13 protein-coding genes are annotated in these 16607 nt (G+C 60.1%); 8 read left to right on the top strand and 5 right to left on the bottom strand.

What is annotated here, in order from left to right:
• Positions 1-42: 42 nt before the first annotated feature.
• Entirely contained in the window at positions 43-915 is an 873-nt protein-coding gene (locus AC1RDQ_RS23255; protein WP_492588248.1) for a LysR family transcriptional regulator, read from the bottom strand.
• Positions 916-992: 77 nt separating this feature from the next.
• Here AC1RDQ_RS23255 and AC1RDQ_RS23260 point away from each other — a divergent pair, with 77 nt between their 5' ends.
• Both AC1RDQ_RS23260 and hppD read left to right on the top strand, forming a co-directional pair.
• Positions 993-1937: a DMT family transporter gene (locus AC1RDQ_RS23260; RefSeq protein ID WP_492588250.1), complete on the top strand. Its 945-nt coding sequence runs from the start codon at positions 993-995 to the stop codon at positions 1935-1937.
• A gap of 251 nt (positions 1938-2188) precedes the next feature.
• The gene (gene hppD, locus AC1RDQ_RS23265) at positions 2189-3265 is read left to right on the top strand and encodes a 4-hydroxyphenylpyruvate dioxygenase (protein WP_057714671.1); all 1077 of its coding nucleotides are present in this window, start codon (positions 2189-2191) and stop codon (positions 3263-3265) included.
• Positions 3266-3391: 126 nt separating this feature from the next.
• Here the strand turns inward: hppD and rarD are convergent, their stop codons facing one another.
• From rarD to AC1RDQ_RS23280, 3 genes are all read right to left on the bottom strand, one after another.
• Positions 3392-4273 (bottom strand): EamA family transporter RarD, encoded by an 882-nt coding sequence (rarD, locus tag AC1RDQ_RS23270; RefSeq protein WP_057714672.1) that lies wholly within the window; start codon positions 4271-4273, stop codon positions 3392-3394.
• 200 nt (positions 4274-4473) lie between these two features.
• A complete protein-coding gene (locus tag AC1RDQ_RS23275; protein WP_492588251.1) occupies positions 4474-5481 on the bottom strand; it encodes an aldo/keto reductase in 1008 nt (335 codons plus the stop codon).
• Positions 5482-5668: 187 nt separating this feature from the next.
• A complete protein-coding gene (locus AC1RDQ_RS23280) occupies positions 5669-6979 on the bottom strand; it encodes an MFS transporter (RefSeq protein ID WP_492588252.1) in 1311 nt (436 codons plus the stop codon).
• 170 nt (positions 6980-7149) lie between these two features.
• Here AC1RDQ_RS23280 and AC1RDQ_RS23285 point away from each other — a divergent pair, with 170 nt between their 5' ends.
• Positions 7150-8271, top strand: coding sequence for a sugar diacid recognition domain-containing protein (locus AC1RDQ_RS23285; protein ID WP_090455446.1), 1122 nt, complete (start codon positions 7150-7152; stop codon positions 8269-8271).
• Positions 8272-8528: 257 nt separating this feature from the next.
• A complete protein-coding gene (locus AC1RDQ_RS23290) occupies positions 8529-9683 on the top strand; it encodes a glycerate kinase (RefSeq protein WP_492588253.1) in 1155 nt (384 codons plus the stop codon).
• Positions 9684-9787: 104 nt separating this feature from the next.
• Here AC1RDQ_RS23290 and AC1RDQ_RS23295 read toward each other — a convergent pair whose 3' ends face one another.
• Positions 9788-10147, bottom strand: coding sequence for a DUF6124 family protein (locus AC1RDQ_RS23295; RefSeq protein ID WP_057714677.1), 360 nt, complete (start codon positions 10145-10147; stop codon positions 9788-9790).
• Positions 10148-10562: 415 nt separating this feature from the next.
• Here AC1RDQ_RS23295 and AC1RDQ_RS23300 point away from each other — a divergent pair, with 415 nt between their 5' ends.
• From AC1RDQ_RS23300 to AC1RDQ_RS23315, 4 genes are all read left to right on the top strand, one after another.
• Positions 10563-11750 (top strand): pyridoxal phosphate-dependent aminotransferase, encoded by a 1188-nt coding sequence (locus AC1RDQ_RS23300; RefSeq protein ID WP_057714678.1) that lies wholly within the window; start codon positions 10563-10565, stop codon positions 11748-11750.
• 258 nt (positions 11751-12008) lie between these two features.
• Positions 12009-12893, top strand: coding sequence for a hypothetical protein (locus AC1RDQ_RS23305; RefSeq protein WP_057714679.1), 885 nt, complete (start codon positions 12009-12011; stop codon positions 12891-12893).
• A gap of 99 nt (positions 12894-12992) precedes the next feature.
• Positions 12993-14036, top strand: a complete 1044-nt coding sequence (locus AC1RDQ_RS23310; protein WP_492588254.1) for a hypothetical protein — start codon at positions 12993-12995, stop codon at positions 14034-14036.
• Positions 14037-14276: 240 nt separating this feature from the next.
• Positions 14277-16484, top strand: coding sequence for an autotransporter outer membrane beta-barrel domain-containing protein (locus AC1RDQ_RS23315; protein ID WP_057714681.1), 2208 nt, complete (start codon positions 14277-14279; stop codon positions 16482-16484).
• Positions 16485-16607: the final 123 nt, after the last annotated feature.

Consider the following 16607-nt stretch of genomic DNA (forward strand, 5'->3'; position numbering starts at 1 on the left):
CGGGTATGGGCCATGATAGTTGGCCGTTGGCGGTTATGCCGCTCAACGCAAATCAAGGCTTTCGGCCAGCCTGATAAAGGCCAGCGTCGCGGGTGATGCCTGGCGTCGATCGAGCACCGCCAGGCCGACCTGGCGCAACACCGCCGGCGACAGAGGTTTTTTCACGCAGCGGCGGTCAACCTGATTAGGCAATGAACCTTCGGCAACCACCGTCACCCCGTCGCCACGAGCGACGACATCCAGGGTGCTGATCAACTGCGAGCAGCGATAACGGATATTGGGCGTCAGGCGGGCCACTGTGAACAGACGTGAAACCAGCTCCGAAGAACCGGCCTCGGTCAGCACGAACGGGAAGTCGCACAGATCCTTCAGGCTCAGGCTGTCGTGAACCGCCAGCGGGTGGTCGGCGGGCAGCAGCGCGACCATCTGGTCTTCGATCAGCGCGACCGTATCGAAACGCTCCTCGGGCAATACCACAAAGCCAATGTCGATCCGCCGTTCCTCCAGCCACTGGAGTACCTGACGGTCGGGGCCTTCGTCGATATGCACCTCGATGCCGGGATGGGCGGCGCGGTACTGCTGCAGAATCAACGGCAGCAATTTGATCGATGAAGTCGGGCCGAAGGAGCCGATTCGCAGCGTGCCGCGTTTCATGCCCCTGGCATCGGCCGCTTCCTGGCGCAGGGTGTTGGCCAGGCCGAGCATCGCCCGGGCGCGCAGCAACAACTGCTGGCCAATGTCGCTCAGTTCAACCTGGGTTTGATGCCGGCGCAGCAGTTCGACACCCAACTCCAACTCCAGGGACTTCAAGGCATGGGACACCGCCGATTGGGAAATGCCCAGGCGATTGGCCGCTGCCGTGAAACCGTGGAGTTCGGCGACGAGGGAGAAAATCTCCAGTTGAGTGAGGGTCATGAGTGTTTGCTCATTTTACGATGACTGGGTATTAACCGAATGATACGGCATCTCTCCGACATCCGGTCCTGGAATCTATGACGATCTGCGAGCAAAGCCTGTCAAAACCATCGGATCTTCCGGTGTATCTGAAACTGGCGGCGGTCACCATGGTGTGGGGTGGCACCTTCGTTGCCGGACGCTATCTGGCCGCTGACCTCAGCCCGCTACTGGCTGCCAGCCTGCGGTTTCTGCTGGCCAGCGTGGCCTTGCTGCTGTTTATACGCATGGCACGCACACCGCTGGTCCGGCCCAGCCCCCGGCAATGGCTGCAATTGTCATTGCTTGGCTTTTTCGGGATATTTTTTTACAACCTGTGCTTCTTTTATGGCCTGCATTACATCAACGCTTCGCGGGCATCCTTGATCGTGGCGCTGAATCCGGCGGTGATCGGCCTGGCTTCCTGGTTGCTGTTCAAGGAGCGTTTGAATCGGGCGAAAGTCGTCGGCATTGCGATCTGCGTGGCGGGCGCGAGCATGGTGATCGTCAGTCGCGACCCGCAACTACTGGCCGGCGGTGCCGATGTCTGGCTCGGCGATTTGCTGATTTTCGGCTGCGTCCTGGGCTGGGGTGTCTACTCGCTGTTCTCCAAAGAGCTGAATCACACCCTGGGCCCGGTGCAAACGGTGACCTATTCGATCCTGCTGGGCACCGTCATGCTCTGGATGACCTGCATCGTGCGCGGCGAGGTGAGTGTCGCCGCGATCGCCCAGCTGGGTGCGCAGCAATGGTTGAGCCTTTTGTACCTGGGCGTGCTGGGGTCGGCGCTGGCGTACATCGGCTACTACGACGGCATTCGCAAAATCGGCGCGACCCGTTCCGGGGTGTTCATTGCCTTGAACCCGTTGACGGCGGTGATCCTTGGCGCACTGCTGCTGGATGAGCCGCTGACGCTGGCCATGTGCCTGGGTGGCGGGCTGATACTGGCGGGGATTTTCCTCTGCAACAAACCCCTTGCGCGGGCATGGAAAAAGGGGATTTGATACAGAAGGCGGACAAACTGATTTACGCTGTGTAGAATCTGGTTACGCATACAATAATAATCGTCTTCTGGCAGCAGAAGCCTCGCCCGCAAGAGCCTTGGGTCGAAAATGAAGATATTCGGGTTTCAACTGATCTACGGTGACTTTCTCGCCCGCAGTGTGCGGGGCATCTCCTGTGCGCCACCCACCGGTCTCAGCATTGCTTACAACTAACCTTTGTTAATTGATAAAAAAATGATGAGGCGCCGACCATGGCAGATTTATACGAAAACCCAATGGGCCTGATGGGCTTTGAATTCATCGAGCTCGCATCGCCGACCCCGAACACCCTGGAGCCGATCTTCGAGATCATGGGCTTCACCAAGGTGGCGACCCACCGTTCCAAGGACGTGCACCTGTATCGCCAGGGCGCGATCAACCTGATCCTCAACAACGAACCCCACAGCGTGGCTTCGTATTTCGCGGCCGAGCACGGTCCGTCGGTGTGCGGCATGGCGTTTCGCGTCAAGGATTCGCAAAAAGCCTACAAGCGTGCCCTGGAGCTCGGTGCCCAGCCGATCCACATCGAAACCGGCCCGATGGAACTGAACCTGCCGGCGATCAAAGGCATCGGCGGCGCACCGCTGTACCTGATCGATCGTTTCGGCGAAGGCAGCTCGATCTATGACATCGACTTCGTGTTCATCGAAGGCGTCGACCGGCATCCGGTCGGTGCCGGCCTGAAGATCATCGATCACCTGACCCACAACGTGTATCGCGGTCGCATGGCCTACTGGGCCAACTTCTACGAGAAGCTGTTCAACTTCCGTGAAATCCGCTACTTCGACATCAAGGGCGAATACACCGGCCTGACCTCCAAGGCCATGACCGCACCCGATGGCATGATCCGCATCCCACTGAACGAAGAGTCGTCCAAGGGCGCCGGGCAGATCGAAGAGTTCCTGATGCAGTTCAACGGCGAGGGCATCCAGCACGTTGCGTTCCTGTCCGATGACCTGATCAAGACCTGGGACCACCTGAAAAGCATCGGCATGCGCTTCATGACCGCGCCGCCGGAGACCTACTACGAAATGCTCGAAGGCCGTTTGCCGAACCACGGCGAGCCGGTTGACCAACTGCAGGCGCGGGGCATTTTGCTGGACGGTTCGTCCGAGTCGGGCGACAAGCGTCTGCTGCTGCAGATCTTCTCGGAAACCCTGATGGGGCCGGTGTTCTTCGAGTTCATCCAGCGCAAGGGCGACGACGGTTTCGGCGAAGGCAACTTCAAGGCGCTGTTCGAATCCATCGAGCGTGACCAGGTGCGTCGTGGTGTTCTCTCCACCGACTAAGCCGTTACACCGATAAAACTGTGGGAGCGAGCTTGCTCGCGATAGCGGTAGTTCATTCAACATTAATGTTGACTGACACACTGCAATCGCGAGCAAGCCCGCTCCCACATTTTGTTTTGCGTGTGCTTAAGGTCTGCGCTGCCGGACCAGATGCTTGAACCCTTCAAACACCAGCACCAGCACGGCCATCCAGATCGGGATGTAGGTCAACCATTCCCCGGCCTTGATGCTTTCTCCCAGCAGCAACGCCACGCCCAGCAACAACACCGGTTCGACATAGCTCAACAAGCCGAACAGGCTGAACGGCAGCAGGCGGCTGGCAATGATGTAGACCACCAATGCCGATGCGCTGATCACGCCGAGCATCGGGATCAGCAGCGATAACCATGGATGCTGTTCAAACACACCAAAACCTTGCGCGCCGCTCTGAACGAACCAGACTGCCACCGGCAGCGTCAATGCCATGTCCAGCCACAAGCCACCGAGGTTGTCCGCCGCCAGTCGTTTGCGCAGGACGAAGTAGGCCGGATAACCCACGCAGACCAGCAAGGTCGCCCAGGAAAAACCACCGACCTGATACACCTCGTTGACCACCCCCAGGCAGGCGAACACCACTGCGACTTTTTGCAGATAGGACAGGCGCTCGCCGTAGGCCAGGCGACCGGTCAAGACCATGGTCAGCGGCAGCAGGAAATAGCCGAGCGATACGTCGAGGCTGTAGCCGTTCAACGGTGCCCACATGAACAGCCACAATTGCACGCCGAGCAGGGCAGAGGAGGCGATCAGCGCGCCCATCAGTTTCGGATTGGCCATGGCGCGCCGAACGATCTCCAGCACGCGCTTCCACTCCCCGGACACCACCATGAACACGGTCATGCACGGGACGGTCAGCAGCATGCGCCAACCGAAGATTTCCACGCCGCTCAAGGGGCTGAGCAGCGATGTGTAGTAGTACATGACGGCAAACAGCACCGAGGCTGAAACCGATAGAGCGATACCTTTAGACAAGCTGTCCTCGCGAGGTTGAAGGTGAAACGGGGGGCGGAGGATACGTGGTTTTTGTGCTGAATATTGTTCGGATGATCAATGTTTACAACATCCCCTGTAGGAGCGAGCCTGCTCGTGATGAACGACCAGACACCGCGGGCAGGCAGGCTCCCCGCGTTATCGTTGACCACCATCGCGAGCAAGCTCGCTCCTACAGTGGTTTAAAGCGGTCTGCGGCCCGATACAAAGTGGCTCACATCATTGAACCCCGGTGTCGACGCATGCCCCGGTGTCACCAGCGAATCGATGAACGCCTCATCCTCTGCCGTGATCTTCACTGCCTGCGCCTTAGTGTAGGCGTCCCACTGCGCTTCGGTACGCGGCCCGACAATGGCTGAGGTGACGGCGCTGTTGTTCAGCACCCAGGCGATCGCGAACTCGACGATGCCGACGTCGCGTTCCTGAGTGTATTGCTGGATTTGCTGGGCGATGCGCAGGGATTCGACGCGCCATTCGGTTTCCAGGATGCGTTTGTCCTGGCGTCCGGCACGGCTGTTGGCATCAGGTTTCACATCCGGTGCGTATTTGCCGCTGAGCACCCCGCGCGCCAGCGGGCTGTAGGGCACCACGCCAAGGCCGTAGCTTTGCGCCGCGGTGATCTGCTCGGTTTCTGCCTGGCGGTTGACGATGTTGTACAGCGGCTGGCTGATCACCGGCCGGTCAACGCCAAGCTTGTCGGCCACGCGAATGACTTCGGCGATGCGCCAGCCACGGTAGTTGGACAGGCCCCAGTAGCGGATTTTCCCTTGGCGGATCAAGTCACCGATGGCCGATACCGTGACCTCCAGCGGCGTATTGTGGTCTTCGCGGTGCAGGTAATAGATGTCGAGATAGTCGGTGCCCAGGCGCGTCAGGCTGGCATCGATGCCGTTGAACAGGTGCTTGCGGCTCAGGCCGCTGCGGTTGGGAACGCCGTCCACGGGACCGAAGCCGACCTTGGTGGCCAGCACCCATTCATGGCGGCGGCTGGCGATGGCCTCACCGACGATTTCCTCGGAACGGCCGTTGGTGTAGACGTCGGCGGTGTCGATGAAATTGATGCCCTGGTCCCAGGCCTTGTCGATGATCCGCAGGGAATCTTCGGTGCTGGTCTGTTCGCCGAACATCATGGTGCCCAGGGTCAGGGTGGACACCTGCAGACCCGAATGACCCAGCGTGCGGTAGCTCATGAGCAAATCCTTTTACCAGTGGGAAAGGCTCAATCAGATACCAGAACCAATGCCGGGAGCAAACGCAAATCTCAAACACACACAAACCAACTGTAGGAGCGAGCTTGCTCGCGATGGAGTGTCAGCTACATGGGCGTGTCTGACACTCCTTCGCGAGCAAGCTCGCTCCTACAGGGATTTGTGTTGATCAGGTGCGCAAGGTTCGGGTCATGCGCAACGCCAACAAACTGCCGCAGACAATCACACCCGCCAGCAGGTACAGCGCCGCATCGGTCGAGCCGGTGCTGTCCTTGACCCAACCCACCAGGTACGGGCTGAGGAAACCGGCCATCTGCCCCATCGAGTTGATCAGCGCCAGGCCACCGGCGGCAGCGCCGGCACTCAGCAGGGCGGTCGGCACCGGCCAGAACATTGGCAGGCCGGTGAGGGCGCCCATGGTGGCGATGGTCAGACCAAGTATCGCGATGGCCGGGTTGGCGGCGAAGTTCACCGCGATCAGCAGCCCCAGCGCCCCCATCAGCATCGGCACCACCAAATGCCAGCGGCGTTCTTTGCGCAGGTCGGCTGAACGGCCGACCATCAGCATGAATACGGCGGCGAGCAGATACGGAATCGCGCTCAACCAGCCGATCACCAGGTTATCGCTGAAGCCCAGGTTCTTGATGATCGACGGCAGCCAGAAGTTGATCGCATAGACGCCACTCTGGATGCAGAAATAGATCAGGCCGAAGGCCCAGATCGCCGGGTTCTTGAACACCGCCAGCAGCGAATCGGTCGTGGTTTTCGGTTTGTTGGCCAGATCTTGCGCGTGGTCGGCTTCGAGTACCGAGCGCTCGAATGGCGTGAGCCACTTGGCATTGGCGTAGCTGTCGCTGAGCAGGAAGTAAGCCAGCGAACCGAGGATGACGGTAGGAATACCTTGCAGCAGGAACATCCACTGCCAGCCGGCGAGACCGCCCTGGCCGGCGGCGAAGTGGTTGAGAATCCACCCGGAGAACGGACTGCCGAGCAGGCCCGACACCGGGATCGCCGACATGAACAAGGCCATGATGCGGCCACGGCGGAAGGTCGGGAACCACTGCGAGAGGTACAGCACCACGCCCGGGAAGAACCCGGCTTCGGCCGCGCCGGTGAACAGGCGCAGGGTATAGAACTCGGTCGGCGTGGTGACGAACAGCAGGCAGGTCGAGAGCGTGCCCCAGGCAATCATCATCAGCGCAATCCAGCGCCGCGGGCCGAATTTGGTCAGGGCCAGGTTGCTTGGTACGCCGCACAGCACGTAACCGATAAAGAAGATGCCGGCGCCGAGGCCGTACACGGTTTCGCTGAACTTCAGCGCGTCGAGCATCTGCAGTTTGGCAAATCCAACGTTTACCCGGTCGAGGTAGTTGAACAGGTAGCAGATGAAAATGAAGGGGATCAAACGCAGGGTGATGCGCTTGTAGACGGCGTTTTTATCGTCAGCGATGGCCTGGGACGCTACGGCGCTCTGTGTCATGGCGGCTCTCTCTTTATTATGATTTTTTGCGATGCAAAGGGTAACGTTGATCGCCCAGAGAGTCTCGACCACCCTCAGGGTGGCTGTCTTTGTGCCTGAGCACAGGGTTTGCAACCAAGGCCTGTGCGGGTGAACAACCCGCTCCATCACTGTCTTCAAGGATCACTTGCATGTTCGAACTCGATCACGACCTGGCCCAGGACATCGTCGACCGGGCGATGGCTATCCTGCCGTACAACGTCAACGTCATGGACAGCCAGGGCTTGATCCTGGGCAGTGGCGAACCGGAGCGGGTCAATACCCGGCATGAGGGCGCGCAACTGGTATTGGCCAATGGCCGGGTGGTGGAGATCGATGCGCAGACGGCGATTCATCTCAAGGGCGTACAACCGGGCATCAACCTGCCATTGATGCTCGACCAGCGCTTGATCGGCGTGCTGGGCATCACCGGCGAACCCGAGCAACTGCGCACCTACGCCGAGCTGGTGCGCATGACCGCCGAAATGCTGGTGGGCCAGCGCAACCAGCAGGCCGAACAGCAATGGCGGCGCCAGCGCTGCGATGACTTGCTGGCGCTGCTGCTGAGCGAAGCCGGGGATTCTCCACGACTGGTCGATGAAGCGCAGCAGTTGGGCCTCAAACCACAAATGACTCGAGTGCCGTACTTGTTCGAACTGGGGCTGGAACACGCACCAGGACAAACCGTCGAGGCACTGAGTGCCTGGTTGACGAGCCGTCATCCGGACAGTTGGTGCGTGAGCTCGGCCAAAACCTCGTTGCTCTGGTGCCGGCCGGCGAGCCAGACGGTCGAGAACGAGCGCTTGCTGGACAAACTCGACGGCCTGGGCTGGAACATTCTGCGCATTGCCGTGGGTGGGCAGGCCGATGGACTTTCCGGATTGCGTCGCTGCTATCGCCGGGTCGGTGACTTGCTGGCCTACGGGCGCGAAGTGCTGCCGCGCTCCCGATTGCTGACGCTCAACCGCTATCGGCTGCCGGTTATGCTCTGGCGCCACCGCAACGACGACGCCCTCGACGAATTGCTCAATCCGCTGCGCAAGGTCATTGCCAAAGACAGCAACGGCCAGTTGCTGGCCACCCTGCGCAGCTGGTGCGAACACGACGGCCAGAGCCAGGCCTGCGCCGATGCACTGGGCATCCATCGCAACAGCCTGCGGTATCGCATGGAGCGGATTGCCGAACTCAGCGGAGTTGATCCACTGCGTCTCGATGGCATGCTCGCGTTGTATCTGGGGGTGCAACTGCTGCCCGAGTCAGACACCCATCCATGAATCACGCAATTGCCCTGTGGGAGCGAGCTTGCTCGCGATAGCGGTGCGTCAGCGACATTAATGCTGACTGATGCGCCGCCATCGCGAGCAAGCTCGCTCCCACAGTTATTTGTGGTGGTGCACAGATTTGTGGACGATGCCGCTCCCGTCGGGTTTTGTGGAAATGAACAATAATCCTCAACACCGCTTGTGCAGCGGCCCGGCGTTATTGTTCATGGCGGCTGGCAGCATGTGGGCATTGGAACTGGAGAATTCCCATGAAAATCGTGATCGCCCCCGATTCGTTCAAGGACAGCCTCAGCGCCCAAGGCGTGGTCGATGCCATTGCATTGGGACTGGCGCAGGTCTGGCCTGATGCCCAACTGATCAAATGCCCGATGGCCGACGGCGGGGAAGGGACTGTCGAGTCGATCCTGGCCGCGTGCGAAGGCCAGCAGCGCCGCACCCTGGTTCGCGGGCCGCTGGGGGCCACGGTGGAAGCCGCCTGGGGCTGGTTGCCCCAGAGCCACACCGCGATCATCGAAATGGCCGAAGCCAGCGGTTTGCAGTTGGTCCCGGTGGCGCAACGGGATGCGTGCATCAGCAGCACCTTCGGGACCGGGCAATTGATCCGCGCCGCGCTGGATGCCGGTGCGCAACGGGTGATCCTGGCGATTGGCGGCAGTGCGACCAACGACGGCGGCGCCGGTGCCATGCAGGCCTTGGGCGTGAAATTGCTCGACGCTCAGGGGCAGACGCTGTCACCGGGCGGCCTCGCCCTTGGGCAATTGGCCCGCGTCGACCTGAGCGAGATTGATCCGCGCCTGGCCCAGGTGCGCTTCGACATCGCCGCCGACGTCAACAACCCGCTGTGCGGTCCCCACGGTGCCTCGGCGATTTTCGGCCCGCAAAAAGGCGCCTCGCCCGTGCAGGTCGAGCAACTGGACCGCGCCCTGGGGCACTTTGCCGACCATTGCGCGCAAGCCTTGAACAACGACGTGCGCGACGAGCCGGGCAGTGGCGCGGCGGGCGGCCTGGGGTTTGCCGCCAAGGCGTTCCTCGGTGCGCAATTCACGGCTGGGGTCGAGGTGGTTGCCGAACTGGTGGGGCTGGCCGACGCCGTTGCAGGCGCCGATCTGGTGATCACCGGTGAAGGGCGTTTCGATGCGCAAACCCTGCGCGGCAAGACGCCGTTTGGCGTGGCGCGAGTCGCCCGGGAACACGGCGTGCCGGTCATTGTCATCGCTGGCACCTTGGGCGAGAGCTATCAGGCACTGTACGAGCACGGTATCGACGCTGCGTTTGCCCTGGCGAGCGGGCCGATGACCCTGGAACAGGCTTGTGCCGAAGCGCCGCGCTTGTTGCGTGAGCGGGCGACCGATGTGGCGCGGGTTTGGCAGCTGGCTGCTCGTACAACGCCGCCCCCCCTGTAGGAGCGAGCTTGCTCGCGATGGTCGTGAACGGTAACGCGCCCAGTCAGACACCCCGCGACATTCGCTGGTTTTTCGCGAGCAAGCTCGCTCCTACAGGATTCCCGTTATTCAGGCGGATCAATCTGATCCAGCACCCGGTTCGCCGCGATCTCCGCCAGCATCACGCTGTTGGAAATCCCCAGCAGCGCATTGCGCGATCCGCCGTCCAGATGATCCACCAACTGGTGAACCATCACGTCGACTGAGGCCAGCGTTTCCACCAGGTAAACCATTAGGGTTTCGGTCGTGGCTTCTGGGTTCACGGTGAACAGTGTGCCGGGAGTACGCGGCGTGGCTTTGATATCGGCGATCGAGGGGAAGTGAAAGGCGAGGGCGCGTTCGGCGGCTTCGTTGAGTTTTTTTGAATCGGGCTCGTACGGGGAAACCGGATCGGTGCCCGGCGGGTTTGGTGTGACCTTGAACATCAACTAGATCCTTATATGGAGTGCCATCCCTTTTGCTGCTAAACGAAAGAGGAGGCAGCTGTATGCAGGTTAGCAGACCGGGGATCTAGTAAACCGGCGCGCCCGAAGGCGTCCTGCGCACAGCTACCATCGAGTGCAGACATGGGAATGCCTGACTGATAGCGCCTATGCACTTCACTAGAAAACCACTGGGCGACCAAACCCGATCACTGATGAGCAGTGACGCGAATCAAGTTACCGATGGCCCCCCAGGCGCACAAGCCGGCGGATTCTGGCGTAAGCGTAGGCAACGGCGCAAGGTCCTGTGGCTTTCATGAAGTAACCTTAAACACCATTAAACACGCGCTCGCGAGGTGCCGTGTTGCGCGATTTGAGATAGGGTTGTGGCCAGGAATACGCGCGACAGGAGAACGCCATGCGCTACTCAGCCTTGACCCAACGAATCGCCGGTGACGGAGCGGCGGCCTGGCAGATTCACGATCGAGCGCTGGCGCTGCGCGAGCAGGGTGTCGATGTCTTGCTGCTATCGATCGGCGACCCGGATTTCGACACCCCGCAACCCATCGTCCAGGCCGCGATTGGCAGTTTGCTGGCCGGCGACACGCACTACCCGGCGGTGCGCGGCAGCCAAGGCCTGCGCGACAGCATCGCCCGCCATCATCGTCGGCGCAGCGGTCAGGCCGTGGATGCGCAGCACGTGATCGTATTCCCCGGGGCGCAATGCGCGGTGTATTCGGTTGCGCAGTGCCTGCTCGACCCGGGGGACGAAGTGCTCGTCGCCGAGCCGATGTACGTGACCTACGAAGGCGTGTTCGGTGCCTGCGGGGCGAAAGTGGTGCCGGTGCCGGTGCGCTCGCAGAACGGCTTTCGGGTCGATCCGGCCGATGTCGCGGCACTGATCACGCCGAACACCCGCGCGATGTTGCTCAACAGCCCGAACAACCCCTCCGGCGCCAGCCTGCCGCTGACGGCCTGGAAAGCGCTGGCCGCATTGTGCATTCGCCATGACCTGTGGTTGATCAGCGACGAGGTGTACAGCGAGCTGCTGTTCGAGGGCGAACACATCAGCCCCGCGAGTTTGCCGGGCATGGCCGAACGCACAGCGACGATCAACAGCCTGTCGAAATCCCACGCCATGAGTGGCTGGCGGGTGGGTTGGGTGATCGGGCCGCAATCGCTGTGTGAACATTTGGTGAATCTGTCGTTGTGCATGCTGTTCGGCATTCCGGATTTCATCCAGAACGCCGCGCAATTGGCGCTGGATGAAAACCTGCCGCACGTGGCGCAGATGCGTGAGGAATATCGCCAGCGTCGCGACCTGGTGTGTGCCAGTTTGAATCTGTGCCCTGGCATCCAGGCGATTCGCCCCGATGGCGGCATGTTCGTGATGGTCGACGTGCGCCAGACCGGGTTGTCCGCCCAGCATTTTGCCGAACGGCTGCTGGACGGCTATGGCGTGTCGGTGCTGGCCGGCGAAGCCTTCGGGCCGAGTGCGGCGGGGCATATTCGCATCGGTCTGGTGGTGGATCGGCCGAAGCTGGCGGACGCCTGCCGACGTATCGTGATGTGTGTGACGAACATGCTTGAAGGGCGGCGGGCCTGATTGTTTCGTCGCGGCCTTGAGCTCTTCTTCACCGTTTTAAACCCTGCGCCCCCCATCCTTCCTGCGCAGGGAATCGGTACCCACCTGTCAACTTTGACAGTATCGCTTTTCTTTTCATGAGCGTTTAATCCGCCCAAGGTCAGTTTGGCTTGCTGCGCTGGACCATTTTTTGGCTTGCCCGCAACGCCCACGCTGTTGACCTATGGATCAGCCGTAGCGCTGCCTATGGCTCAAATGGCGTGACAGGAGGGTAAGAGCATGTCGATCGATCAGGACATCCGGGCGCAACAGGAAGCGAACAGCGCCTATCTGAAAATGCGCTCCAAGTATCGGGCAAAGCTTGCCGACATGGAGTTGATTATTGCTTCGGGCGCTTTTGCGGACCCCGCAACCAAGCTCCTCCATGGGCCAAGACTGAAGGACAATGGCGGGCTCAAGGTCAAAGTCCCGGAGTGGGAAAACAAGGCGCCATTCGTTGGTATGGAAGAAACAGTCGAACTGCAGATTGACCCTGGTTCAGGCACCTTTTCAACAGTAGCCTCTCATGTGTTCACGATGCCAACCGATGGTGGCACGTATCCCGAAACCTTCCCGTTTGACATGTTAATCCCGACCAATGCGCTGCCGGATTACGCGACGTGCCACCTGCGCTACAAACTGTTTGATTTTGCGGGGGACGAATTTGACTCGTTTATCACCACGGTCATTTGCGATCGACTGCCGCCTTATAAACACGATGCGCCAAAGGCGCCGGTATTTGCAGGGGACTACCTCGACGATGTGTTGCTGCCGGGCGGTGGCAAATTGTCCATGACCATCCCTGGCTACGGGGATTGGCAAGCCACTGATGTAATTGCCGTGTACCTGGTTGATGAAGACAACATCCCGGAAGACCCCACCACTACCCCCCGATTTATGTCGGGCCGGCGCCCGCACCGGGCGTCACCGATAGCAAAGTCGACATTGACGCAGACAAGATCCGCGCGTTTGGCGATGCCAAGGTGCTGGTTACCTATGCCTTGCGCGATAAAGCGTTCAACGATAGCCCGCCGGCGCTTTACAAAAAACTCAGCCTCACGTTCGGCCCGTTGCCCACCAACTTGTTCGCGCCGCGTGTGCCGCAAGCCAACCCCGGCCCCTTGAACATGCAGCATGTTGCTCACGGTGTGAGTGCATGGCTCTTCAGGTTTGACAACGCCAAAGGCGGGGATCGCATTCGTTTGCAGTGGGGGAGCTCAGGTCTTGGGCGACCACGATCTGGGAAGCGTTCCACCCTCAGATATTGAAATACAGGTGTTGCCCAACAACCTGATGCTTGAAGACTATGGACAGACGACGACCGGGGTGAAATCAACGCGGGTAAGCTACCACGTTGTTCGCCAGGGACGCTTGTTCGGTCCAGTGGGTGACGACTTTGACGTTAACTTTGAGGTGGCTGTGCCATGGCCCGACCCATGGCCGCCGGTAGACTGGCCCAACCCGATCCACCCGGGCCTGCTCGAAGGTGAAGTCAAGAACTTCGATGCGAGCCGGACCAATGAACTGACCCGGGCCGATAAGGACAAGGACGCCACCTACCACTTCGATTGGTACAGCGACGCGAAGAATGGCCACATCATCGACTTTTACTGGAACGGCGAGTGTGTGGTCGAGGCTCAGGTCAAATTTGACGATGCCGATCCCGAGCATGTGCCGGGCGGTCCTTACCAGGTCGACATTCCCTGGTCGTACATCAAGAAAGGCGGCAACGGTAATCCGGTGCCCGTCCACTACCGGGTGAGCGCGCCGGGCCTGGTGAACGATCTGTACTCGCCAACAACGAATGTCGTGGTCAATGCGATTGCAGTAGAACTGCCCCGTGCGAGTTTTCCCACCATTCCCGTTGCCGATGGCCTCCCGCGTTGTAGCGCTCTGGAACCCGATGGATCGCTCAAGGCCGATATACCGGACCTGACCGGTTTGCTTGTGTCGGGGGACAAGATCAGTGTCATCGTCACACCCATGAGAGGCAACCTGGGCTCCGCCGAGGATCCGATTATCGGCGCGGAGTTCGAGGCCGACTTTACGCTCGGTACCACCGGGTTCCCGGTGACGGGATTCACGTTTCTAGTGCAGCCGTACGATAAACATATCCTGCCGCTTTACGACGAAAACCCAACTCGTGTAGGTCGCCTGAAGATTCAGTATTTCTTCAATGACGGCACCGAAGACATTGAATCGGAGCCGTGGATCGTGCGCACAGCGTTCGGCACACCGACGGGATCCTGCCCGATTACGGGCCCCTAGCTTGATGATGCCGGGTCGGCACGGACTGCTTCGGTTCGTATCGACCCGGATCCGGCGGCAGGTTTGTTCACACTCAAACCAAACGGCCCGTTGAGCGGTGCCAAGCGTTTTGAGGATAAATCCTACATACCGCAAGTACGCATTTTACTTAGGATCGCCGTCCCTAAACCGCCCGACCCGGTTCAACGGCATCCTGTCGGCGCGAATTTACAGTCCGTTGGTGTATTCAGGAGCGACCCTATGCGACTCACTCATTCATTTCCCGTCACACCGCTTGCGTACTGGTTCAAACTGGCCACGTTGACGCCATTATTCCTGATTGCCCCAAGCGCGCTGGCGGACTTGATTGATGGCCGGAGCAAAACCATCGACGGCTCTGTTGCGGCTGATGAGTATCGACTGATCAACGCGGCCAGCCTGACGGCGAATGGCGCCACCACCCGGGAAATTAGCGCGCAAACCGGTTCGAAGGTGACGCTCAACGGCACGGCGGTCAATGCAACGGGTACCGCCAATGGCGTTCGGCTGTCCGGGAGCGAGGCGACTATTGCCAATAAAAGCAGAGTGGTCAGCGCCAGCACCGGGTTGAGTCTGATACGTGCTGGCAGGTCAGCCTCGAGTGCGACGGTCAGCGACAGTGAAATCGTCGGTGGTAACCGTGGCGCCACCGTCAGCGCCGAGAGCCAACTGACGCTGCAATCCGGTGCACGCGTCATCGGTACCAATGCCGCCAGCATCGGCATCGAAGCGTTTGGCAGCAGAATATCCGCCACTGACAGCACCGTCATGGGTGGGCTCAATGGGGTCAGGCTGTTCAGCAATGATTTGATTACCGACGATGCGCTGGTTTTGAACAACAGCCATGTCGAGGGAGTCAATGGCTCGGCGATTGTTATACAAGGCGTGAACCAGACCAACAGTGAGCAGGTCAATATCGAGGTCAATAATGGTTCCACGCTCAAAGGTGGCAACGGCATATTGCTGGAAGTGCTCAATGGCGCGGCGGCCAACTTCGCGGTCAACAACAGTCACCTCGTCGGCGATATCGTCGTGGCCGACGGCAGCAGCGCCGAAGTGCTGCTGGACCGCGCCGCAACCTTGACCGGGCGCCTGGAAAACGTCGAGAACCTGACCGTCAACAACGATGCACGCTGGGTGATGGTCGGTGACGGCAGTGTCAAAAACCTTTCGCTAAACGGCGGTGGCGTCCAGTTCGGCAACCCGGGGCAGTATTTCAATCTCTCCGTGGAAACCCTGTCGGGTACGGGGGGAACGTTCTATATGCACAACGACTTCACCACCGGGCAGGTGGATACCCTGACCGTGTCTGGCAATGCCAGTGGCAACCATCTTGTCGCCCTCGACAGCCAGGGCACTGAACCGGTAGGGGCAGGCTCCAAGGCCGTGGTGAGTATCGGCTCGGGTGACGCCACCTTTGCCTTGGCCGGTGGTGCCGTGGACCTCGGGGCGTTTTCCTACGACCTGATCAAGCAAGGCGACAACGACTGGGTCCTGGACACGGCCACACGGGCGATCAGCCCTGGTACACAGTCGGTCATGGCGTTGTTCAACGCGGCCCCGACGGTCTGGTACGGTGAACTCAGCACGTTGCGCACCCGCATGGGCGAGGTGCGCATGGATCAGGGCAAGGCCGGTGGCTGGATCCGTGCCTACGGCAATAAATACAACGTGAGTGACAGCGCCGGCGTAGCCTACAAGCAAACCCAGCAAGGTATTTCGTTCGGTGCCGATGCGCCGCTGCCCATGGGCGACGGGCAATGGTTGGTCGGTGTGCTCGGCGGTTACAGCCAGTCCGACCTGGACATGAGCCGTGGCACGAGCGGTGAAGTCGACAGCTACTACCTGGGTGCCTATACCACCTGGCTGGACGCGCAGAGCGGCTATTACTTCGACGGTGTCGTCAAATACAACCGGTTCCAGAACGAATCCGACGTTCGACTCAGCGACGGCAAGAAAACCAAGGGCAATTACGACACTGACGGCATCGGTGCGTCGCTGGAGTTTGGGCGAAACATCAAGCTGGCGGATGACTACTTTGTCGAGCCCTACGCTCAACTGTCCGGTGTGATGATCGATGGCGCCGATTACGACCTGGACAACGGCCTGGCCGCCAAAGGTGATCGTGTGCATTCCTTGCTCGGTAAAGTGGGTACCACGGTGGGTCGCAACTTTACCTGGGCGCAAGGTAAAACGGTCCAGCCGTACCTGCGTGCCGCGTACGTACACGAGTTTGCCAAGAACAGCGATGTCGAGGTCAATGACAACCGTTTCAGTACCGACCTGTCGGGCTCTCGTGGCGAGTTGGGCGCGGGCGTGGCCATGGCGGTGACTGACAAGGTTTCCATGCATTTGGACCTTGATTACAGCAATGGCGACAAGATCGAACAATCGTGGGGAGCCAATATGGGAGCGCGCTATAAATGGTGATCATGCGCCGGTAGTGTGGCGTGCAAAGAACTAATCCACCGGCCGGCTAATGTCTGAGTGACAGTAACCAGCCTGCGATGCGAGGTTGAGTTTTCATTGAACGGTCGGACCTCGGCGGCTAGT

The organism is Pseudomonas sp. GW823-FHT02E01, assembly GCF_058797535.1.